This window comes from Agromyces luteolus, from assembly GCF_009729855.1.
GTDB lineage: Bacteria > Actinomycetota > Actinomycetes > Actinomycetales > Microbacteriaceae > Agromyces > Agromyces luteolus.
Genome location: NZ_WODA01000003.1, coordinates 88,880 through 110,406, shown reverse-complemented (window position 1 = coordinate 110,406; position 21,527 = coordinate 88,880). Strand labels below are relative to the sequence as shown.

Annotated in this window: 16 protein-coding genes and 1 tRNA gene; 12 read left to right on the top strand and 5 right to left on the bottom strand. The window is 71.6% G+C overall.

All coding sequences use genetic code 11. From position 1 onward, the window contains the following. Window positions 1-40: 40 nt before the first annotated feature. Window positions 41-661 carry a MerR family transcriptional regulator gene (locus tag GLX25_RS02870; RefSeq protein ID WP_155840694.1) on the bottom strand — a complete coding sequence of 207 codons (621 nt, stop codon included), beginning with the start codon at window positions 659-661 and terminating at the stop codon, window positions 41-43. Between the two features lie 60 nt (window positions 662-721). Here GLX25_RS02870 and GLX25_RS02865 point away from each other — a divergent pair, with 60 nt between their 5' ends. The 3 genes from GLX25_RS02865 to GLX25_RS02855 all read left to right on the top strand — a co-directional run bounded on the left by GLX25_RS02865 (window position 722) and on the right by GLX25_RS02855 (window position 4,989). Beyond that, entirely contained in the window at window positions 722-1,168 is a 447-nt protein-coding gene (locus GLX25_RS02865; protein WP_240898109.1) for a hypothetical protein, read from the top strand. A gap of 96 nt (window positions 1,169-1,264) precedes the next feature. After that, window positions 1,265-2,743: a malate:quinone oxidoreductase gene (locus tag GLX25_RS02860; RefSeq protein WP_166548385.1), complete on the top strand. Its 1,479-nt coding sequence runs from the start codon at window positions 1,265-1,267 to the stop codon at window positions 2,741-2,743. A 416-nt stretch (window positions 2,744-3,159) separates the two neighbouring features. Further along, window positions 3,160-4,989, top strand: coding sequence for an ATP-binding cassette domain-containing protein (locus tag GLX25_RS02855; RefSeq protein WP_155840692.1), 1,830 nt, complete (start codon window positions 3,160-3,162; stop codon window positions 4,987-4,989). On the opposite strand, the gene GLX25_RS02850 is transcribed toward GLX25_RS02855, so the two are convergent. Continuing rightward, window positions 4,925-5,452, bottom strand: a complete 528-nt coding sequence (locus GLX25_RS02850) for a VanZ family protein (RefSeq protein ID WP_166548384.1) — start codon at window positions 5,450-5,452, stop codon at window positions 4,925-4,927. The genes GLX25_RS02855 and GLX25_RS02850 overlap by 65 nt on opposite strands. 91 nt (window positions 5,453-5,543) lie before the next feature. Here GLX25_RS02850 and GLX25_RS02845 point away from each other — a divergent pair, with 91 nt between their 5' ends. The 9 genes from GLX25_RS02845 to GLX25_RS02805 all read left to right on the top strand — a co-directional run bounded on the left by GLX25_RS02845 (window position 5,544) and on the right by GLX25_RS02805 (window position 17,638). After that, window positions 5,544-7,640: an intein-containing Rv2578c family radical SAM protein gene (locus GLX25_RS02845; RefSeq protein WP_205719808.1), complete on the top strand. Its 2,097-nt coding sequence runs from the start codon at window positions 5,544-5,546 to the stop codon at window positions 7,638-7,640. Between the two features lie 89 nt (window positions 7,641-7,729). After that, window positions 7,730-9,061: a sensor histidine kinase gene (locus GLX25_RS02840; protein WP_155840690.1), complete on the top strand. Its 1,332-nt coding sequence runs from the start codon at window positions 7,730-7,732 to the stop codon at window positions 9,059-9,061. Then, complete coding sequence (locus tag GLX25_RS02835) at window positions 9,058-10,203, top strand: hypothetical protein (protein WP_155840689.1); 1,146 nt, start codon at window positions 9,058-9,060, stop codon at window positions 10,201-10,203. Before GLX25_RS02840 ends, GLX25_RS02835 begins: the two co-directional genes overlap by 4 nt. Beyond that, on the top strand, window positions 10,193-10,873 hold the full coding sequence (locus tag GLX25_RS02830; RefSeq protein WP_240898108.1) for a response regulator transcription factor: 681 nt from the start codon (window positions 10,193-10,195) through the stop codon (window positions 10,871-10,873). Before GLX25_RS02835 ends, GLX25_RS02830 begins: the two co-directional genes overlap by 11 nt. After that, window positions 10,873-11,523, top strand: a complete 651-nt coding sequence (locus GLX25_RS02825) for a thymidine kinase (RefSeq protein WP_166548383.1) — start codon at window positions 10,873-10,875, stop codon at window positions 11,521-11,523. Before GLX25_RS02830 ends, GLX25_RS02825 begins: the two co-directional genes overlap by 1 nt. Before the next feature lie 120 nt (window positions 11,524-11,643). Continuing rightward, the gene (locus GLX25_RS02820; protein ID WP_155840687.1) at window positions 11,644-13,122 is read left to right on the top strand and encodes a sugar transferase; all 1,479 of its coding nucleotides are present in this window, start codon (window positions 11,644-11,646) and stop codon (window positions 13,120-13,122) included. A 67-nt stretch (window positions 13,123-13,189) separates the two neighbouring features. Then, window positions 13,190-15,019 (top strand): DUF4012 domain-containing protein, encoded by a 1,830-nt coding sequence (locus GLX25_RS19285; RefSeq protein ID WP_155840686.1) that lies wholly within the window; start codon window positions 13,190-13,192, stop codon window positions 15,017-15,019. 154 nt (window positions 15,020-15,173) lie between these two features. Next, window positions 15,174-16,475, top strand: a complete 1,302-nt coding sequence (locus GLX25_RS02810) for a UDP-glucose dehydrogenase family protein (RefSeq protein WP_155840685.1) — start codon at window positions 15,174-15,176, stop codon at window positions 16,473-16,475. Window positions 16,476-16,495: 20 nt separating this feature from the next. Then, on the top strand, window positions 16,496-17,638 hold the full coding sequence (locus GLX25_RS02805; protein WP_155840684.1) for a DUF418 domain-containing protein: 1,143 nt from the start codon (window positions 16,496-16,498) through the stop codon (window positions 17,636-17,638). A 120-nt stretch (window positions 17,639-17,758) separates the two neighbouring features. Here the strand turns inward: GLX25_RS02805 and GLX25_RS02800 are convergent. From GLX25_RS02800 to GLX25_RS02790, 3 genes are all read right to left on the bottom strand, one after another. Then, a tRNA-Pro gene (locus GLX25_RS02800) sits at window positions 17,759-17,835 on the bottom strand. An 85-nt stretch (window positions 17,836-17,920) separates the two neighbouring features. Beyond that, complete coding sequence (locus GLX25_RS02795) at window positions 17,921-18,898, bottom strand: metallophosphoesterase (RefSeq protein ID WP_271192567.1); 978 nt, start codon at window positions 18,896-18,898, stop codon at window positions 17,921-17,923. After that, on the bottom strand, window positions 18,895-21,477 hold the full coding sequence (locus tag GLX25_RS02790; protein ID WP_240898107.1) for a transglycosylase domain-containing protein: 2,583 nt from the start codon (window positions 21,475-21,477) through the stop codon (window positions 18,895-18,897). Before GLX25_RS02790 ends, GLX25_RS02795 begins: the two co-directional genes overlap by 4 nt. Window positions 21,478-21,527 lie beyond the last annotated feature (50 nt).

Here is a 21,527-nt window from a genome sequence, read left to right as displayed (position 1 = left end):
CGGTCGCCGTGAGGCGGCCGGGTCTCGTCGCGTCCGCCCATCACCGCCCGAGGTCGAGCCGCGCCGCGACGTCCTGGTGGGCGAGCCGCCGCAGCGCGAGGACCACGGGCTCGTACAGGGCCGTGCCGAGCACCGTGTACTCGACGGCGGCGCGCGGCTCCGCCGGCATCCGCTCGAGGTCGTAGGCGGCGAGCTCGCGCAGCGAGCGCCCGTAGGCGAGCAGGCGCTCGGGGCTGATCGGCAGGCCCGCATCCTCGGCGGCCGCGAGCGCGGCCTCGAGCTGCGCGACGGCGGGGAAGCGCGGGTCGTAGACCTGGCCGAGCGCCTCGAGTGCGGCGCGGGCGTGCGGGTACGGGTCCGGGTCGCCGGCGGCGGCCGCGTCGGTCGACGGGGGGAGCGCGCCGACGGCGCGGCCGAGCGTCGCGTAGAGGTCGTCGCCCGGGTCGTCGACGAGGGCGAGGATCGTTCGCGCCTGCTGGACGCTGAGCCCGACGGGCCCGGTGAGCGCCCGGATGAGGCGGAGCCTGCGCAGGTGCGAGTCGTCGTAGGTCGCCTGCGTGGCCGACGTCGCGACGCCGGCGTGCAGCAGCCCCTCGCGCAGGTAGTACTTGATCGTCGCGACCGCGACGCCCGAGGCGTGGGCGAGACCGGAGATGCGCATGCGGACTCCTTGCATTGGATAGTCACACTCTCTAGTATTAGAGAGTATCGCTATCCAATCATGACACCGACCCCGGAGGGCTGCGCCATGCCGTCGCCGATCGACACCATCCTCATCGGAGCGCTCCTGCTCGCACTCGTGACCGTCGAGAGCGGCGGATGGTTCCTCACCCGCGTCTCGCGCGGCCTCGCGCCGGCCAACGCGCTCCAGCAGTCGTTCTTCCGCGCCGGGCACGCGCACGCCGGCGTGCTGCTCATCCTCTCGGTCGTGATCCTCGTCGTCCTCCCCGCCGCAGCGCTCGAGGGCGGATGGCTGTGGGTCGCCCGCCTCGGCGTCCCGGTCGCGGCGCTCCTCATGCCCGCGGGCTTCTTCCTCTCCGTGCTCGGGCGCGATCCCCAGAAGCCGGGCCGCGCCATCCTGCTGCTCTGGCTCGGCGCCGCGACGCTGACGATCGGGCTCCTCACGGCCGGCGTCGGCCTCGTCGCCGGCGGCGTCCAGGCGCTCTGACGAGCCGCCGACCGCGCGACCGGGCTGGTCAGCGCGTACATCCGACGGTGACGGGCTGGTCATCGCGTCCATCCGACCGCCCATACACTGGAACGCGTGAATTCCGAGGACACCGTCGACGTCGTGCTGATCGGCGGGGGCATCATGAGCGCCACGCTCGGCTCCCTGATCTCGAGGCTGCAGCCCGATTGGAGCATCCGGCTCTACGAGCGCCTCGGTCGCGTCGCCCAGGAGTCCTCGAACCCGTGGAACAACGCCGGCACCGGTCACGCCGCCCTCTGCGAGCTGAACTACATGCCCGAGGCCGCCGACGGCACCGTGAGCGCCGAGAAGGCCGTCTCGATCAACGAGCAGTTCCAGGTCAGCCGCCAGTACTGGGCGCACCTCGTCGAGTCGGGCGCGCTGTCCGAGCCGAACAGCTTCATCAACTCCACCCCGCACATGACGTTCGTGCGCGGCAAGAGCAACATCGAGTACCTGAAGAAGCGCGTCGACGCGCTCGACGGCGAGCCGCTGTTCGCCGGCCTGGAGTACTCGGATGACCTCGACACCATCGCGGAGTGGGCGCCGCTGCTCGCCAAGAAGCGCAACCCCAGGGCGAGGATCGCCGCCACGCGCATCGAGTCGGGCACCGACGTCGACTACGGCGCGCTCACGGTCCAGATGCTCCGCGACATCGAGTCGCGCGGCGCCGAGATCCGCACCGACCACCAGGTCACGTGGCTGAAGCGCCAGAAGGACGGCACCTGGAAGCTGCGCATCCGCAACCTCGTCGGCAACACCCCCGAGACCGTGCGGGCGCGGTTCGTGTTCGTCGGCGCGGGCGGCGGCGCGCTCTCGCTCCTCCAGCACTCCGGCATCCCCGAGATCAAGGGCTACGGCGGCTTCCCGATCTCCGGGCAGTTCCTGCGGACCACCAACCCGAAGGTCGTGGCCCAGCACCAGGCGAAGGTCTACGGCAAGGCCGCCGTCGGCGCCCCGCCCATGTCGGTGCCGCACCTCGACACGCGCGTCGTCGACGGCGAGACCTCGCTGCTGTTCGGGCCGTACGCGGGATTCACGCCGAAGTTCCTCAAGTCGAGCACGTGGTTCGACCTGCCGTTCTCGATCCGCCTGCACAACCTCGTCCCGATGCTGCAGGTCGGCCTGCGGAACTTCGACCTCGTGCGGTACCTCGTCTCCGAGCTGCTCGCCTCGCGCGACAAGAAAATGAAGGCGCTCCGCGAGTTCATGCCGACCGCCAAGTCCGAGGACTGGGAGCTCATCACGGCCGGCCAGCGCGTGCAGGTCATGAAGAAGGACCCGAAGAGGGGCGGCGTGCTCCAGTTCGGCACCGAGGTGATCAGCGGGGCGGATGGCTCGATCGCCGGCCTCCTCGGCGCCTCGCCCGGTGCATCGACCGCCGTGCCGATCATGCTCGAGGTCATGCAGAAGTGCTTCCCCGACCGCATGGCCGAGTGGGAGCCGAAGCTCCGCGAGATGATCCCGTCGTACGGCACGACGCTCTCCGACGACCCGGATGCCGCGGCGGCCTCGCTCGCGCGGACCGCGGCCGCGCTGCAGATCACGGCCTGATCCGACCCCGGTGGTCGAGCAGGACGCGCAGCGCCCGTATCGAGACCCCGCCCCCTGATCCGACCCGGTGGTCGAGTAGGACGCGGAGCGCCCGTATCGAGACCCCGCCCCCGAGGCATCCGCCCTTCTCAAGCGCCCCGCGGTCTGCTACTGTCGACGGCGCTATGAAGTGAGTACATCCCACCGTCCCGCGCCCGAGGCGCCGTCGACACCGGGGTGTGCGCTCCAGCACTGATCGCGACCGTGTTCGCGCTCGCCTCGACGACGGCACATGCCCGGCGGGATCCACCTCGCTCCCGGGCCGTCGTCGCCGCTCTCGCGCGACGACCGCCGGTCGACGCGGTCGTCCGTGCTCGCCGAAGCGCGCGGGCGCCCGCCCACGGCCCGGGGGCATCTCGCGAAGGGATCCCTTCCACATGCCTGTGACCGTCACCCATTCCACCCATCTCAGCGGCGACCTCCTCTCCGTCGCCTTCGGCGACCGCCGTGTCGTCGCCGACCTCGGCCTCGCCGTCGCCCCGGGCCACCGGCTCGGGCTCATCGGCGAGAACGGCGCCGGCAAGTCCACGCTCCTCCGCCTGCTGGGCGGCGACGAGCTCCCCGGCGCCGAGACGCAGGGCCGGATCGTGCGACCCCTCCGGACGCGGCTGCTCTCGCAGGAGCTGCCGTTCGCACCGGGCGATCGCGTCGACGACGTGATCGACGCGGCCATCGCCGAGGTCCGTGCGATCGAACGCGAGCTCGACGCCGCGGCGCGCGCGCTCGCCGACGACGCGAGCGACGCCGGCGTCGACCGATCCCCGGACGTCGCGGCGGAGCGCTTCGCCCGTGCCCTCGACGCCGCCGAGCGCGCCGACGTCTGGTCCGTCGAGCGACGGCGCGACGAGCTCCTCGACGGACTCGGAGTCGGCGGCCTCGGCCGCCGCCGTCGGATCGACGAGCTGTCCGGCGGGCAGCGCAGCCGATTCGCGCTCGCGGCCCTGCTCCTGTCGGCGCCCGAGGCGCTGCTGCTCGACGAGCCGACGAACCACCTCGACGACGACGCCGCCGCATTCCTGGAGGAGCGACTGCGCGCCTGGCGGGGCCCGGTCGCGTTCGCCAGTCACGACCGCGAGTTCCTCGACCGGGTGGCCACCGGGCTGCTCGACCTCGATCCGGGCCGAGGCGGGGCGGTCGCGCTCGCACGCGCGGGCTCGGGTGCGTCCGTCTCCGCCGGACGGGACGCGGCGCTCGCGGCATCCGCCGGCACCGCCTTCGGCGGCTCGTTCACCGACTACCTCGCGGTGCGCGCCGATGAGCGCGAGCGCTGGCGCCGCCAGCACGAGCAGGAGCAGTCCGAGCTGAGGCGGCTGCGGCTCGCGGTCGCCGAGACCGCACGGACCGTGGCACACGGGCGAGCCGCGACCGACAACGACAAGTTCCTCAAGCACTTCAAGCGCGAGGGCGTCGAGCAGGCGGTCTCACGACGGGTGCGGAACGCGGAGGTCCGGCTCGGCGAGCTGGAGCGCACGCAGGTCGCGCGTCCGCCGGCGCCGCTCGCCTTCTCGGGGATCCCCGCGGGGGCGAACGCGCTGCCCGAGGAGTCCGGGCTGCTCCTGCACCTGTCGGACGTCTCGGTGCGCGGTCGGCTCGACGTCCCCGCGCTCCGGGTGACGCCGGGGACACGGCTGCTCGTGACCGGCGCGAACGGGGCGGGCAAGTCGACGCTCCTCGCCGTGCTGGCCGGACGCCTCGAGGCGGACGACGGCACCGTGCATCGTCGCCGGGGGCTCCGCGTCGGCCTGCTGGAGCAGGACGTGCGGTTCACCGATCCGGATGCCTCGCCGCGCGCGATCTACGCCCGGACCGTGGGGGAGCGGCGCGCCGAGCGGGTCCCGCTCGACGGCCTCGGGCTCTTCTCGCCGCGCGACCTGGACCGCCCCGTCGGACGACTCTCGGTCGGTCAGCAGCGACGGCTCGCGCTCGCGCTCGTCATCGCCGCGCCGCCGCACGTGTTCCTCCTCGACGAGCCGACGAACCACCTCTCGCTGACCCTCGCGGGCGAACTCGAGGACGCGCTCGGAGGCTTCCCGGGCGCGGTGGTCGTCGCCAGCCACGACCGATGGCTCCGGCGCCGCTGGGAGGGGGAGGAGCTCGAGCTCGGCGCGCTCGGCGCGCTCGGTGCGGCCGAGGCATCCGTCGTCATCGGTTCGTCGGGCGCGCCGACGACTCAGGCGGGGAGACGCGCGCCGCGAGGACCACGATGAGCGCGCCGATGCCGGCGCCGACGCCGTTCGCCACCACGTCGCGGAGGTCGAACGTGCGCTCGGGGAGGTAGCGCGCCTGGGCGATCTCGGCGGCGAGGCTCGCGGCAGACGCGAGCACCGTCGCCGAGATCACCAGGTGGAGTCGCTGGCGCCGGAACCACGCCGCCCACAGCGCGCCGAACGGGAGGAACAGGACGGCGTTCAGTCCCGACTGGACGAGGGGGTAGCGGATGCCGGCGGGCATCCCCATCCGCGCGAGCAGGTCGATGATCCCGTCGACCCGGATCAGCCCGCCCTCGCCGTCGACGTGCACGGGCCAGAAGAGCACGGTCCACAGGCCGATGCCGTAGGCGATGCCGACGATGACGAGGACCAGGCGCCGCCAGGCGAGCGCGCGCGGCGTCGGGCCCGGGGCGGATGGCGCGGTCCAGCGCGCCGCGTCAGGGTCCGGGCTCCGGGGCATCGCCACAGCGTAGCCGCGAGACGTTGCGGCGACGTGTCGGCCGGCGGTGCGTCCGCTTGCGCGAACATCGAACGTATGTTCGAATGAGGCCATGCGGTGGAACGGCCAGGAACTCGGCGTCGAGCAGCAGGGCACGCTGCCGGGCCTGGCCAGGTTGAACAACCTCGTGCGGTCGGTGCAGACCCCCGAGTTCGCCGGCCTGACCTTCCACGAGGTGCTCGCGAAGTCGGCGCTGAACCGGGTGCCGGGGCAGTCCTACGTGCCGTTCGGATGGACCATCAACCCGTATCGCGGCTGCAGTCACGCGTGCGTCTACTGCCTGGATCCGAGTACGCGGATCACGATGGCGGACGGATCGGTGCGCGCCCTGCGCGATGTCGAACCCGGCGACACGGTGGTCGGTACGGTGGCGCGCGACGGGTACCGCCGCTATGCGCCATCGAAGGTGCTGGCAAAGTGGTCGACGCGAAAGCGCGCCTACCGGATCACCTTGGCTGACGGCACGACGCTCGTGGCGAGTGGAGATCACCGCTTCTTGACCGAACGCGGGTGGAAGCACGTCACCGGCGCGATGCAGGGTGCGAATCGTCGTCCCTATCTCACCACCGGCAATTCGCTCATCGGGTTCGGTAGTGGAACTCCGCGGCCGGACGTCGAGCCGACGGAGGAATATCGTCTGGGCTACCTGACCGGGATGATTCGCGGCGATGGGATGCTGCTCGAACGAGATTATCCGCGTACCGGGAGGCCGGGTCAGTCCTACCGCGCGTATCGCTTCCGTCTTGCGCTGGCGGATGCCGAGGCACTCGATCGGAGTCGCGAGTACTTGCTCGGGTTCGGAGTGGCGACCTCTACGTTCGAATTCTCGACGGGGAGTACGACGAGACGCCCGATGAGGGCGATTCGGACGAGCCGTCGGGCCGACCATTCGCGGATCACCGAGCTCATCGAGTGGCCGGCCGACTCGAGCGGAGCCTGGCACGCCGGATTCCTCGCCGGCATCTTCGATGCCGAGGGGTCGAATTCGCGTGGCACCCTCCGAATCTCCAACAACGACATCCGCATGATCGACGCGACGGTGACGTCGCTCGAGACGTTCGGGTTCGATGCCGTGGTGGAGGGTCCGGCGACGAACGGTGTTCGAAGTGTTCGCCTACGCGGAGGAGTGGCGGCTCGACAGCGATTCTTCGAAATCGCCGACCCAGCGATCCTCCGCAAGCGCTCGATCCTCGGAGCGATGGTCAAGACGCACGCTGATCTGCGCGTCGTCGCCGTCGAACCGCTCGGCACCGAGATCGAGATGCTCGACATCACGACGAGCACCGAGGACTTCGTCGCGAACGGCGTGGTCAGCCACAATTGCTTTGCTCGGCCCACCCACGAGTACCTCGACCTGAGCGCGGGCAACGACTTCGACCGGGAGTTGGTCGTGAAGGTCAACGTGGCCGAGGTGCTCCGGCGCGAGCTCGCCCGGCCCTCGTGGCGGCACGAACCCGTCGCGCTCGGCACGAACACCGACCCCTACCAACGCGCAGAGGGCCGCTACGCGCTCATGCCGGGCATCATCGAGGCGCTGGCCGGCAGCGGCACGCCGTTCAGCGTGCTGACGAAGGGCACGCTCCTCCGCCGCGACCTGCCGTTGCTGGCCGGCGCCCGCGAGCACGTGTCGGTCGATCTCGCGATGTCGATCGCGGTGTACGACGACGAACTGCAGCGCTCGATCGAACCCGGCACGCCGACCACGGCGGCGCGGCTCGCGACCGTGAGGGCGGTGCGCGACGCCGGGTTCGACTGCACCGTGTTCCTGATGCCGATCCTCCCGTTCCTCACCGACACGAGGGCGCACCTCGACGACGCCCTGCGCCGCGCGAAGGAGGCCGGTGCGACGAGCGTCGTGTACTCCGCCCTCCACCTGCGCGGTTCCGTCAAACCGTGGTTCTTCGCGTGGCTCGCGCGCGAGCATCCGGAGCTCGTTCCGAAGTACCGAGCGATGTTCCCCGGAACCGCGGCGTACGCACCGAAGGAGTACCGCGCGTGGCTCGCCGAGCGCATCCGGCCGCTCATGCGCGCGCACCGTCTGGAGCGCGGTCGGGAGGACGTCGTCACCGGCGGCGTGCGGTCCCGTGCCGCCGATCGGTCGTCCGGGCCTCCCGTGGTGGAGGCCGCAGCACCTGCGATGCTGTTCTGAGGTCGCGATGCCGTCGACTGGGTCGATCGACCGCCGAACTGCGATAATCCGGCCAGTGCCGTTTCCCCGACGGCCGGATCGGAGCACACATGACCCTGGGCCTGCCCGAGCACCTCGCGAAGGCGTCCCTGAGCCGGGCGCTCGCGAGCGCCGGGCACGCGGCGGGCGCGGTGTGCCTCGCGTCGGCCATGGTCATCGCGGTCGCGTCGATCGTCGTCGAGCCCGTGGGGGAGATCGGGCCGGACCGGCAGGCGGCGATCGCGGCCTTCGTGCTGGTCGGGGTCCAGGCCGCGCTCTTCGCGCTCGTGGCATTTCATCCGAGCGTGACCCTCACGGTGGTGTACCTGCTCGGCGGCACGGCGGTCGTGTACGGGCTGACCGTGCTCGTGATGGCCCCGGGCAACGGCTTCGAGACGACGAACAACGCACTGCTCGCCATGCCCCGGACCGCGCTGCTCCTCGTCGGCGGCGCCGGCGTCGGTTCCCGGATCGCGATCGCCTGGGCGACGCTCGGCTGGGGCCTCGGCGAGGCGGCCGCATTCCTCGGCGCGACGGCCGCCGGCGCCGCCTGGGCTCCCAACGCCGCAGCCGCCGCCGCGCTCGGCATCGTGGTGATCACACGGGTCTACGACGCGATGACGCGCAGCGACGCCCGCCGCGAGACCGCGCTGCACCGGGCCAGCCAGCAGACCCGCGAGCTCGTCATCCGCCACGACTACGAGCTGCGCGCGATCGCCCGCCTGCACGACACGGCGCTGAGCCACCTCGTCGCGATCGCCGCGTCCGGCTCCGGGCCGGTCGACGAGCGGCTGCGCACCGCCATCAGCCACGACCTCTCGCTCATCGTCGGGCGCGACTGGGCGACGGAGCACGCGGAGGAGGCCGAGGCATCCGGAGCGCGCACCGGGCCGGGGGGTGCGAACGCGGCCGCCGGCGCGTCGCTCGGGACGCGCGACGGATCCGCGCACGCGGAGGGTGATCCGCTCCGTGCCGGCCGAGGCGGGCCGACGACCACCGTCGCGGCCCCGACGGGTACCGCGCCACTCGCCGACGCGTTCGGGGTCGCGCGCGACGCCGGCCTGGCGGTGAACGTGTCGGGTGCCCCGGACGTCCTCGCCGCGGTCGGTCCCCGGCGCCGCGCCGCGATCGAGGCCGCGGTCGCGCAGTGCCTCATGAACGTCGCCAGGCACGCCGGCGTCGACGACGTCGAAGTCGCGCTCGGTCGTGCCGACGGCGAGGTCACGATCGTGGTCGTCGACGACGGTCGCGGATTCGACCCTGAGCGCGTCCCCGACGATCGCATCGGCCTCCGCACCTCCATCAGGGGCCGGATCGAGCAGGAGGGCGGTCGCGCGCGGATCTGGTCGCGCCCGGGCGTCGGCACCACCGTCATGCTCGCGGTGCCGGAGGGCGGCGAATGAGCACCGCACTCCGCCTCACGCAGCAGGAGGTCGACCCGATCGGCGGCGTCGCGGCGGCCCCGCTCGTGCTCATCGGCTCGATCCTCTCCGCGGCGACGTCGATCGGACTGACCGCCTGGCACTGGAGCGAGGTCGGATCGCCGGTCGCCGCGTTCGCCGGAATCCTGTTCGTGGTCGCCGCGGGCGCCGTGGCGACGGTGTCGGCGCTCCCGGCGCGGGCGCCGTTCACCGTCGACCGGCTCTGGTTCGCGGTCGCGCTGGCGGTCGGCGCCGCGATCGCGGAGTACGTGAGCACGGTCGGCGCGAACCGGTACCTGTACGACGACTACGGGCCGCTCGTCGTGGGCGTGCTGATCCTCTCACTCGCGCCGTTCAGCACCTGGATCTCGCTGCTCGCGGCCGGCACGGTGGCCGCGGCCGTCCTCGCGATCCTCGCGATCGGTTCGGCCGGGGCGAGCGCGACGCAGGCCAACGCCGCCGCGCTCATCGCCGTGAACTCGGTCGCGGTGCTCGCCCTCTCCGCTGCGGGGGCGGCGTACTCGGCGACCATCGTGCGCGAGAGCCTCGCGTGGCAGCGCGAGGCGAACGCGATCGCGCTCGAGCGCGACGGCGGCGTCCGCGCCGGCATCGTCCGCTCCGTGCAGCAGGGCCGCGTGTCGGTGCTGAGCAGGGAGGTGCTGCCCTTCCTCGCGGCCGTGATGAGCGCCGAGCGGATCAGCGTGGCCGACGCCGACCGGGCCCGCGAACTCGCGGAGATGCTCCGCCGCGCGCTGAAGGCAGGGATCGAGTCCACCTGGCTCGACGACCTCGCCTCGTCCATCGGGGCGGCACGCCAGGTGCCGATCGCCGTGGACGATCCCGCCGCCACGGCGGCGCGGCTCCGCAGCGAGCAGCGACCGCCGCTCACCGCCCTGCTGTCCTGGCTGAGCAGCGCCGAGCGTTCGGAGTCGATCCGGATCGCGGTCGCAGCGGAGGGCGGCGGCGAGATCGTGCGCATCGACGTCGTGGCCGCCGCGGGGAGCGCGTCCCCGTCACGGCGGGAGGTCGAGCGGTTCCTCGCGGTGGCGCGTGCGGTCGGAGTGCGCGGCGATCTCGAGATCACGCGAGAGAATGTGCGGGTGGAGTTCCGATATGACGCCTGAGCCCGACGCCGACGAGGTCGTCAGGGTCGCGATCCTCGACGACCACGCCGTCATCGTCGACGGCATCGCCAGTTGGATCGCCGAGCACGCGCCCGACCTGCGCGTCGTCGTCCGCACGACGCTGTGGCTCGACCTCATCCGCCATCCCGACTTCCCCGTCGACCTCGTGCTCATGGACCTCCAGCTCGGCGACTCGGTCTCCATCGAGTCGCGGATCCGCGCCTGTCGGGCCGCCGGCGCGATCGTCGTCGTGGTGACGGCGCTCGACGACGACGCGTCGCGCGAGCGCTGCCTCGCCGCCGGTGCGGATGCCTTCGTCTCGAAGACCCTGCCGGTGGAGGACGTGATGGCGGCGGCGAGGCGTGCGCTGCGGGGCGAGCGGGTGCCGAGGGCATCGAACCGTCCGTCCGGCTCCGCCGACGCGGCCGATGCGGGGCTCGCGGTCGCCGCCCCGCCCGAGGCCGCGCTGAGCGCCGCGGAGCGGCGCGCCGTCGGGCTCTACGTGCAGGGGATGTCGACCGCCGACGTCGCCGCGACCATGGACGTCGGCTACGAGACCGCGAAGACCTACCTCCGCCGGGCTCGCGACAAGTACGCCAGGGTCGGCCGGCCGGCCGGCCGACGGGCCGAATTGATCCGCCGGGCGGCGGAGGACGGGATGCTCGAGTAGTGGCCAAGCTCTACTTCCGGTACGGCGCGATGAACTCGGGCAAGTCGACCGCGCTGCTCCAGGCCGCCTTCAACTACGAGGAGCGCGGGCATCGGGTGCTGCTCGCGAAGCCGGCGGTCGACACCAAGGGCGACCGCGACATCGTCTCGAGGCTGGGCGTGGTGCGCGAGGTCGACTTCACGATCGCGCCCGACGACCAGGTGCTCGACGTGTTCCAGCGGCACCGCACCCCGGTGATCGAGACGCACGGGCGCGACGTGAGCTGCCTGCTGGTCGACGAGGCGCAGTTCCTCACGGGCGATCAGGTCGACGACCTGCTGCGGATCGCACTGCTCGACGACATCCCGGTCCTCGCCTACGGAATCCGAACCGACTTCCAGACCGTCGCGTTCGGCGGCAGCAGGCGCCTCCTCGAGGTCGCCCACAGCCTCGAGGAGCTCAAGACGATCTGCCGATGCGGCAGGAAGGCGATCTTCAACGGCCGCCGGGTCGGCGGCCGGTACATCTTCGACGGCGACCAGGTCGCGATCGACGGCGCCGAGGTGGCGTACGAGTCGCTCTGCGGCGTCTGCTACCTGCAGGAGAGCGGTGGGCGGCTCCGCGGCCGCCACGGCGGACCCGGCGACGGAGTCGCCCCACTTCGGGGGTGACTTGAGGTCGTCCTCACAAAGGAGGACCGACGCGCGTTAGCCTGTCCATGTCCGTCGACCCGAACGACGGACGCTCGGGGGCCGTCATCGGGGTCCGAGCCACAGCGGCGGAGGTGATCGATGACCCTCGCACGGCACGCCACGGAGACGAGTCCTGCCGAGGCGGTCGAGGAGTGGCAACGCGCCTACGCCCGACGACTCCTCGTCACCGACCTCGTCGTGATCGTCTTCGCCGTGTACGGATCGCAGTTCATCCGCTTCGGCACCACCGGTACCTCGCTCCGCATCCCCGGCCTCGACGGCGACGCCGACTACCTGCTGAGCTACGCGCTCGTGTCGGCGCTCCTCGCCGCCGGCTGGTTCGTCTCGCTCGCCGTCTTCGCCACGCGCGACCGCACGATCATCGGCGCGGGGACGGCCGAGTACCGGCGCATCGCCGACGCGAGCATCCGGGTCTTCGCTGTGCTCGCGATCGGCGCGTTCCTGCTCCGTTCCGAGGTCGGACGCGCGTACGTGCTCGTCGCCCTCCCGCTCGGCCTCGCACTGCTCATGACCGGCCGGTGGGCGTGGCGGAAGTGGCTGCTGCGCCAGCGTGCGGCCGGGCGCTTCCTGCACCGCGCCATCCTCATGGGCGAGCGCCAGAAGTCGGTCCACGTCGCCGAGCAGATCGCGCGCGACGGCGTCTCGGGCATCCTGATCGTCGGCGCCCTCACCGAGCACGGCGAGTCGTCCCGTGAACTCGCGCCGGGAATCCCGGTGCTCGGCGCGTATGACGCGATCGACGAGGCGTTGCGCGACGCCCGAGCCGACACGGTGGTCTTCACCGGTGCCGACACGATCGATCCGCGCGGCATGCGCGAACTCGGGTGGCAGCTCGAGGCGACCGCGACCAACCTGGTGGTTGCGCCGGCGTTGACGGATGTCGCGGGCCCGCGCATCCACGCCCGGCCGGTGGCGGGCCTCCCGCTCATCCAGGTGGACTACCCGGAGTTCACCGGTCGCAAGTACGCGGCCAAGCGCGCCTTCGACCTCGTCGTGGCCACGATCGCGCTCATCGTCCTCAGCCCGGTGTTCCTCACGATCGCCGTGCTCGTCCGCCGTGACAGCCCTGGGCCCGCGCTGTACTCGCAGGAGCGGGTGGGGCTGAACGGCGCCCGGTTCCGCATGCTGAAGTTCCGCTCGATGGTGGTGGATGCGGAGGCGCAGCTGCCGACCCTCCTCGACCGCACCGACGGCAACGGCGTGCTCTTCAAGATGCGCGCCGACCCGCGGGTCACCCGGATCGGCGCGATCCTCCGGCGGTACAGCCTCGACGAGCTGCCCCAGTTCGTCAACGTCCTGCGGGGCGAGATGTCGCTCGTCGGCCCGAGGCCGCCACTGGCGTCCGAGGTCGAGCGGTACGACGAGTGGGCGCGGCGTCGGCTGCTCGTGCGCCCGGGGATCACGGGCCTGTGGCAGACGCAGGGTCGCTCCGACCTGTCGTGGGACGACAGCGTCCGGCTCGACCTCTACTACGTCGAGAACTGGTCGCTGACCGGTGACGTCATCATCCTCTACCGCACCGCGCGAGCGGTCCTCCGGGCGCAGGGCGCCTACTGATGCCGTGTCGGGATCGTGATCCGGTTCCGGGTCGGATCCCGGCCGGTCGCGTCTACGATGGTGCTTCGTGACGACACCCGAGTTCGTGCTCGCCCCCGAGCGGCAGCATCGCAGCTCCGGCGGCAGCAGCCGACGCCGGAAGCGTCGTCGTCGCATCATCTTCCACTCCATCTTCTGGCCGCTGCTCGCGATCATCATCGTCGGCGGCGGACTCTCGGCGTGGTGGCTCGCGACCAGCGCACTCGCGGTGCGTGACGACCTCGAGACCGCTCGGGTCCAGGTCGTCGCCTTCCAGAAGGCCGCCGACGAGCGCCGGTTCGACGAGCTCCAGCCGATCGCCGACGAGCTGTCGGTCGCCGCGTCCAGCGCGGCCGCGCCGACGGCGAACCCGGTGTGGCGCATGGCGGAATGGGTGCCGGGGGTCGGAGAGAACGTCCGCGCCGTGCGCATCATCGCCGAGGGCGTCGACGACGTGTCGGAGCAGGTGGTCCAGCCCGCCAGCGGCCTCGTCGGCGAGTTCGGGATCTCCCGTGACGACAGCGGCGCGCTCGACCTCGAGCCGCTGCGCTCGGCCACCGACATCGCGGCCGACGCCCAGGTCATCCTCGACGGGCTCGAGGCCGACCTGGCGGGCATCGACACCGACGCGACGATCGCGCCGGTCTCCGACGCCGTGAACCAGTTCGGCCAGGTCGTCGCGAGTGCCCAGGGCACGCTGCCGGGGATCAACGCCGCGCTCGCCGGCGCGGGTGCGATGCTCGGCATCGACGGTCCGCAGACCGTGCTCCTCGCGTTCGAGAACAACGCCGAGGCGACCGCGCTCGGCGGCGGACCCGCGGCCCAGACGCTGCTCAGCGTCGACGACGGCACCGTGAAGATCGACCGCCAGGTCTCGAGCACCGAACTCGACACGCAGGCGCCGATCGGCACCCCGATCGACGAGAGCGCCGACCAGCTCTACAACGACATCCTGCGCACCGAGATCAACGCGACGACCAGCCGCCCCGACTTCCCGACCGCGGCGGCCCTCCTCCGCTCGCGCTGGGACCGCGACCTCGGCATCACGCCGAACACCGTGGTCATGACCGATCCCATCGCGGTGTCCCGCATCCTCGAGGTGACCGGGCCGGTGACCCTCCCGGGCGGCGAGCAGCTCACCAGCGACAACGTCGTGTCGAAGTTGCTCAACGAGATCTACTTCCGCTACCCGGAGGGCGGGCCGGAGTCGGACGCGTACTTCGCCGCGGCATCCGCGGCGATGTTCGACAAGATGATGGCCGGCGACTACGACATCTGGCAGATGGCGCAGGCGCTCATCGACGTGACGAACTCGGGCAGCCTCATGATGTGGACCGAGAAGGAGCCGACGCAGCAGCTCTTCGAGGGCTCCCGCCTCGACGGCACGCTGCCGCAGACGAACCTCGGCGCGACCGTCCTCGGCGTCTACTTCCGCGACCGGTCGATCTCGAAGATCGACTACTACCTGCACACCGCGGCGAAGGTGACGACCGACACGTGCACCCCCGAGGCCCCGACCTACACCGTCGAGGTCACGCTGCGCATGGACATCCCGGCCGACCTGCAGTTCTCGCTGCCGGAGTACATCGACTCCCGCGAGCCGGGCGCGTACCGCACGGAGGTCTTCCTGTACGGCCCCGCCGGCGGCTCGACGACCGAGGTGGCCGTTCCGAATCCCGCCAACGGTGCGACGACGGGCCCCTCCGTGACCGACCTCGGCCGCCCGGCGGAGAAGTTCACGGTCGACATGGTCAACGGCCAGACCGCGGTGGTGCGGGCGACCTTCGCGGGCACGCCCGACGATGCTCCGGTCGAGGTGCGGACCACGCCGATGATCAACCGCACGGCGGTGGAGGTCGTCGAGGCTACCTGCGGCTGAGCATGCGGCGGCGGCGCAGCATCGCTGCAGGCGGCAGCGACTATCCTGTGACTGCACTCGATGTCGCCGACCCGGCCGTCGAGTGCCTGCATGACACCATCGCGCTCGCGAAGGCGGCGCCCGCCGTGCGCGCGATCCCCACTGGAAGGACCCCATGAAGATCTCGGTCATCGGCTGCGGCTACCTCGGCGCAGTCCACGCGTCGGCGATGGCGGAACTCGGCCACGACGTGATCGGCGTCGACGTCGACGAGCGCAAGATCGCCGAACTCGCCGCCGGACGTCCGCCGTTCTTCGAGCCGGGCCTTCCCGAGATCCTGACCTCCGCGACCGCCTCGGGGCGGCTGCGCTTCAGCACCGACATGGCGGATGCCGCGGGCGCCGAGGTGCACTTCCTGGCGGTGGGCACGCCCCAGACGGCGGGGAGCCACGCCGCCGACCTCCGCTTCGTCGACGCCGCGTTCGAGAGCCTCCTCCCGCACCTCGCCGACGGCGCGCTCGTCGTGGGCAAGAGCACGGTGCCGGTGGGCACGGCCACGCGCCTCGCGGAGCGGCTCGCCGAGGCGGCACCGCACGCGACCCTGGCGTGGAACCCGGAGTTCCTCCGCGAGGGCTTCGCCGTGAAGGACACGATCGAGCCCGACCGCCTCGTCTACGGCGTCGCCGACGACGCTGCGGCCGCGACGCTCGACGAGATCTACCGTGCCGCGCTCGACGCGGGCACCCCGCGCATCGCCACCGACTACGCGACGGCGGAACTCGTCAAGGTCGCCGCCAACGCGTTCCTCGCGACCAAGATCAGCTTCATCAACGCCATGGCCGAGATCGCCGAGGCGACGGGGGCGGATGTCACGCAGCTCGCGGACGCGATCGGCCACGACGCGCGCATCGGCCGCCGGTTCCTCAACGCGGGCGTCGGCTTCGGCGGCGGCTGCCTTCCCAAGGACATCCGCGCCTTCTCGGCGCGCGCCGAGGAGCTCGGGCGCGGCGAGGCCGTCGCGTTCCTCAAGGAGGTCGACGCGATCAACCTGCGACGCCGTCAGCGGGTCGTCGACCTGGCCGTGGAGGCCATGGGAGGTTCGGTGAACGAGCGCCGCGTCGCGGTCCTCGGCGTCACGTTCAAGCCCGACTCCGACGACGTGCGCGACTCGCCCGCCCTCGACGTCGCGGTGCAGCTCAAGGGCCTCGGAGCCGAGGTCGTCGCGACCGACCCCGAGGGGCTCGACAACGCCAGGCTGCGGCATCCGCAGCTCGCCTACGAGCCCTCGACCACCGAGGCGCTCCGTGACGCCGACCTCGTCGTCCTCGTCACCGAATGGGGCGAGTACCGGGGCCTCGACCCCGCCGCGGTGCGTGACCTCGTCGCGAACCCGGCCGTGATCGACGGTCGCAACGTGCTCGACCCGGCGTCCTGGCGCGCCGCCGGCTGGACCTACCACGGCCTCGGCCGCCCCTGACGAGACGCTGATCGGGCCGCATGCCAGAGGACGCCGACTCCCGCATCGCGGCCCGACGGCGCCCGGCGTCGCGCATCGCGGGCGTGGATGCGGCTCGCGGCATCGCGCTCATCGGCATGTTCGTGGCGCACGTGGCGCCCGCCGTGGCATCCGCTCAGGTCACCGACCTCATCGCGATCGCCGATGAGCGGCCGCGCCTGCTCTTCGCCCTGACCGCCGGCGTCGGCCTGGGGCTGATCACCGGCGCCACCCGCCCGCGGACGGACGACCGCGCAGAACTCCGACGCCAGGTCGCGATCCGTGCCGCCATCCTCCTCGCGATCGGCCTGTTCGCGATCGCGGTGCTGCGCCCGCTCGTGGTCGTGATCCTCGACGTGTACGGCATCGCCTTCCTCGTCATGGTGCCGCTGCTGTTCATCCCCGCGCGCGCGGCGCTCGCGGCCGGCGCAGCGCTGCTCGCCGTCGCGCCGGCGGTCGCCGCCCTCGCGGAGCGCGACCCGACCCTCCAGGCTGCGGCGACCGGCGAACTCGGGATCGTCGTCGAGTGGCTCCTCACGGGCTCGTACCCCGTGATCATCTGGGTGCCGGTGATGCTCATCGGACTAGGACTCGCGCGATCCGACGTCGCGGCGACCGCCACCGTCCGCCGGTACGCCCTCGCCGGCGTGCTCGCGGCGTCGACGTGCCTCCCGCTGGCCGCCGCGATGCCGGAGAACCAGGTGCTCGGGGCCGACCCCGCCGCCGACTGGATGATCCCGGCGCGTGCGTCCCTGGAGACGGTCGGGAACGTCGGGGTCGGGCTCGCCGTCCTCGCCGGCACGATCGCGCTGACCGCGCTCGCGGTGCCGCGGGTTCGCCGCGTCGCGTCGACGCTGCTGTCGCCCATCACCGCGATGGGCACGATGCCGCTGACGATCTACACGGGCCAGCTCGTCGTCCTGTCGATGTCGAAGCGGGTCGGCCCCGGCGGCGTCGCAACGGATGACTCGTGGCCGCTGCTTGTCGGCCTGATCGTCGGTTCGATGGTGTTCGCCTGGCTCTGGCGGCGCTACGTCGGACGAGGGCCGCTCGAGATGCTCCTGAGAGCCGCGAGCGGGCGGGATCGGAGCTTCGACACGCCCGGCGGTTCCCGCGGCCGCGAGGCGAGCGCAGGGGACGTCTGAGCCTCGGAGAGCGGGGCCGGGGGCGGGGTGGCCGCCGTGCGAGGCATCCGCTGCCTCTCGGGCGCACCCGAACCCGTCGCGGAGACGACGGAAGCCCCTCCCGAAGGAGGGGCTTCACGATGGTCGGGGTGACAGGATTTGAACCTGCGACCTCTTCGTCCCGAACGAAGCGCGCTACCAAGCTGCGCCACACCCCGGTGGCCCGTGGGCCTCAACAAGGATAGCGGATATTTCCGGTGCCGCTGACCACCGGCGGGCCGCGCGGAGGGCGCGCGCCGGCGGTCAGCGGGCGGCGGTCAACGTGAGCAGCGTCGCCTCGGGCGGGCACGCGAAGCGCACGGGTGCGAAGATCGACGTGCCGAGTCCGGCGGACACGTTGAGGAACGCCGAGCGCAGGCCGTGGCGCCACACGCTCAGCCCGCTCGCCTGCCTGCGGGGGATGTCGCAGTTGGCGACCAGGGCGCCGTAGCCGGGCACGCAGACCTGTCCGCCGTGCGTGTGGCCGGCGAGGATGAGCTGCGCGCCGTGCGTCACGAACGAGTTGAGCACCCGCTGGTACGGCGCGTGCGTGACCCCGACCGTGACGGTCGGCCTGGGTGCGGCCGCGGTCGGTCGATCGGGCCACTCGTCGTCGCCGAGCGGGTCCTCCGAACGGAGGTCGTCGATCGCGGCGGTGATCAGGTCGAGTCGGTCGTACCCGCGATGCGGGTCGTCGACGCCGAAGAACTCGAGGTGCGTGCCGCGGAGGTCGAGGCTGGTCGCCGCATTGTCGATGTCGGTCCAGCCGAGCTCGGCGAAGAAGTCGTGGAGCGCCTTCGTGTCGAGTCGCTTGGCCCGGGCGACCTGCCCCGACGGACCGCCGAAGTAGCCGAACGGGTTCTTCACGACCGGGCCGAAGTAGTCGTTCGAGCCGTTGACGAAGACCCCGGGTACGCCCCGGAACGGCGCGAACGCCCGTCGGATGCCCTCGATGCCGCGTTCGTGCCCGAGGTTGTCACCCGTGTTGACGACGAGGTCGGGCTCCAGCGCCGCGAGCGCGGCGACCCACTCCTGCTTCGAGGTCTGCCACGGTGCCATGTGCAGGTCGGAGACGTGCAGGACCCGGATCGGTGCGGAGCCGGCCGGGAGGACCGGGACGTCGACCCGGCGGAGCGTCCACCGCGTCCGCTCGACGAGGCTGCCCCACCCCAGTGCGGCGAGCGCCGCCACGCCGACCGCCGAGGCGATCCACGTGGCGGCGCCGGAGGCTCGGGGACTCACCCGTCGTTGCCCCCGCCGTCGTTCCCGCCGGGTGGCGTCTGGCCTCCGACCGAGAGCCTGCCCACCAGGATCGTGATGCGATCACCGGACTTCGCCTGCGCTCCCGCGTCGGGCGACTGCGAGATCACGACGCCGTCCTGGGTCGGGTCGCTCGTGTCCTCCTCGCGGACCTGGACCTTGAAGCCGGCATCCCTCAGCGTCGACTCGGCCGAGTCGCGGTCCATGCCGCGCACGTCGGGGACGCCCGACACCTTGCCGTTCGAGATGAGGACCCGGACGAGCGAACCGCGGCCGGCCTGGCCGGACGGGTCGGTGCCCGCGACCATGCCCTTGGGCTGGTCGCTGTCGACCTCGGGGCCCTGCTCGAACTGGAAGCCCGCGGCCTCGATCGCCTGCTTCGCGGCGTCGACGCTGAGGCCCGCCACGTTCGGGATGTCGACGAGGACCTGCTTGAAGTACTCGGCCTTCGGCTCGGTGAACGCGCCGCCGCCGTACTTGTTGTCGGCGACCGTCATGATCGCGCTCCAGATGCGGTGACGCGCGGACGCGCCGTAGCCGCTCGCGAAGTCGATCGAGCGCAGGCTCGTGCGGTTGTCGCCGCCCGTGACGTTGCCGACCCAGACCGCCGTGGCGACCTCCTTGCTGGCGCCGTTCATCCAGGTGTCGAACGCGTAGTCGGTGGTACCCGTCTTGCCGATGTGCGGCACGCCGGTGCCCGTGTTCGACTGCGACGCCGTACCGCCGTTGAAGGTCTGCTGCATCGCGTACTGCATGGCGTGCGCGACATCCGCGGTCACCGACTGGGTGCACGTGGACGTCGGCGGGGCGATCTCCTCGCCGTCGGACGCGACGATCCGGTCGATCGCGATGGGCGTGCAGGTCTTGCCGTCGTTCGCGATGCCGGCGAAGCCGGCCGCCATCGTGACCGGCGCGATCTCCTGCGTGCCGAGCACGTCGGAGGGGTACATCGTCAGGTCGCCGCCGTCGGCGCGGTGCATGCCGAAGGCCTGCGCGGTCTTCTTGATGTTGCAGAGGTCCATCTGCTGGGCCATGGCCATGAAGCTCGAGTTCACCGACCACTTGGTCGCCTCGACGGCGTTGTTCGCGGTGGTCGAGTCGTCGTTGTTGGGCTCGTAGGAACCGACGAAGTCGCCCTCGCAGGAGTTGGTGAAGTGGGTGAACGCGCGCTTGGAGCCGTTGAACGACTCGAGCAGCGAGTGGCCCTCGTTCAGCCACTCGGCGAGCGTCCAGACCTTGTACGTCGAACCGGGCTGGAAGCCGCTCGAGCCGCCGTAGTCCTGGTCGGTGCTGTAGTTGACGGCCGAGTACTCGTTGCTGCTCTCGAGCACCTCGGGGTCGGCCGAGTACTTCTTGTTCTGGGCCATCGCGAGGATCCGGCCGGTGCCGGGCTCGACGCTCACGGCCACCGAGCCCACGTCGAAGCGCGGGTCGGTGAACGGGATGTTCTCGGCGATCGCGGTCTCGGCGCGGTTCTGGAGGTCGAGGTCGAGCGTGGTGTAGATCTTCAGGCCGCGCTGCTGCAGCAGCACGGAGCCCTCGTTGACGTCTTCGGTCTCGGGGAGGTCGTACTGGTTGCGGATCACGTTCGCGACGTAATCGCAGAAGTACGCGGAGCCCTGGGCGGTCTGGCAGCCCGTGCTCGGCTCGGTGATCTTGGGGGCGACGGGTTCGGCGATCGCCGCGTCGTGCTCCTCCTGCGTGATCTTCCCGTACTCGAGCATCTCGTCGATGATGTAGTCGCGCCGCTGCTTGTTGGCGGCGTAGGGCACCGTCTCGTCGCCCACGACCGTGTTCGCGCCGTTCTCCTCGCTGTCGGGTCGATCGAGGCGGAACTTCTCGGGGTGGTTGACGATCGCGATCAGGCTCGCCGCCTGCGGGAGCGTGAGGTCCTTCGCGCTGGTGCCGAAGTAGTACGACGCGGCCGACTCGATGCCGTACACGCGTCCGCCGAAGGCGGCGATGTTGAGGTAGCCGAGGAGGATCTCGTCCTTCGTGGACTCCTTCTCGAGCGCGATCGCGTAGCGCATCTCCTTGAGCTTGCGCTCCGCCGAGACCTCGGTGGCCTCGGCGTACGCCGCGTCCTTCTCCTCCTCGGTCAGCGCCGCGTTCACGCCGTTGTTGATGAGCACGTTCTTGACGTACTGCTGCGTGATCGAGGAACCGCCCTGGACGTCGCGTCCGGTCACGGTGCTGACCGCACCGCGGACCGTGCCCTGGATGTCGATGCCGCCGTGCTCGTAGAACCGCGGGTCCTCACCGGCGACCGCGGCATCCTTCGCGTACTGGCTGATCGCGTCCCACGCGACCTCCTCGCGGTTCTCGTCGAAGAACGAGGCGAGGAGCGCCTCCGACCCGTCGGAACGGGTCGCGTAGATGTCGGTCTTCTCCGAGAGCGCACCGATCTTGAGGTACGCGGGGAGGTTCTCGAACATGTTGATGCTGTTGTTCGCGGCCATGCCCGTGACGGCGAGCGCAGGGGTCACCGCGGCGGTCACGAGGATGCCGGCGAGTGCGCTCATGCCGACGAAGCCGAGGACGCCGGTGGCGACATCGCTCATGGGTTTTTGGGCAGACATAGAGTGGAGCCTAACTGAGGAAGGCTGGCAAA

Bases quoted from the DNA above. Each gene is read 5' to 3' on its own strand.
- GLX25_RS02805 (WP_155840684.1), top strand. From the start codon at position 16,496: ATGCCAGAGGACGCCGACTCCCGCATCGCGGCCCGACGGCGCCCGGCG.
- GLX25_RS02790 (WP_240898107.1), bottom strand. From the start codon at position 21,477: ATGAGCGATGTCGCCACCGGCGTCCTCGGCTTCGTCGGCATGAGCGCA.
- GLX25_RS02855 (WP_155840692.1), top strand. From the start codon at position 3,160: ATGCCTGTGACCGTCACCCATTCCACCCATCTCAGCGGCGACCTCCTC.
- GLX25_RS02810 (WP_155840685.1), top strand. From the start codon at position 15,174: ATGAAGATCTCGGTCATCGGCTGCGGCTACCTCGGCGCAGTCCACGCG.
- GLX25_RS02870 (WP_155840694.1), bottom strand. From the start codon at position 661: ATGCGCATCTCCGGTCTCGCCCACGCCTCGGGCGTCGCGGTCGCGACG.
- GLX25_RS02840 (WP_155840690.1), top strand. From the start codon at position 7,730: ATGACCCTGGGCCTGCCCGAGCACCTCGCGAAGGCGTCCCTGAGCCGG.
- GLX25_RS02835 (WP_155840689.1), top strand. From the start codon at position 9,058: ATGAGCACCGCACTCCGCCTCACGCAGCAGGAGGTCGACCCGATCGGC.
- GLX25_RS02845 (WP_205719808.1), top strand. From the start codon at position 5,544: ATGCGGTGGAACGGCCAGGAACTCGGCGTCGAGCAGCAGGGCACGCTG.
- GLX25_RS02820 (WP_155840687.1), top strand. From the start codon at position 11,644: ATGACCCTCGCACGGCACGCCACGGAGACGAGTCCTGCCGAGGCGGTC.
- GLX25_RS02865 (WP_240898109.1), top strand. From the start codon at position 722: ATGACACCGACCCCGGAGGGCTGCGCCATGCCGTCGCCGATCGACACC.
- GLX25_RS02850 (WP_166548384.1), bottom strand. From the start codon at position 5,452: ATGCCCCGGAGCCCGGACCCTGACGCGGCGCGCTGGACCGCGCCATCC.
- GLX25_RS02830 (WP_240898108.1), top strand. From the start codon at position 10,193: ATGACGCCTGAGCCCGACGCCGACGAGGTCGTCAGGGTCGCGATCCTC.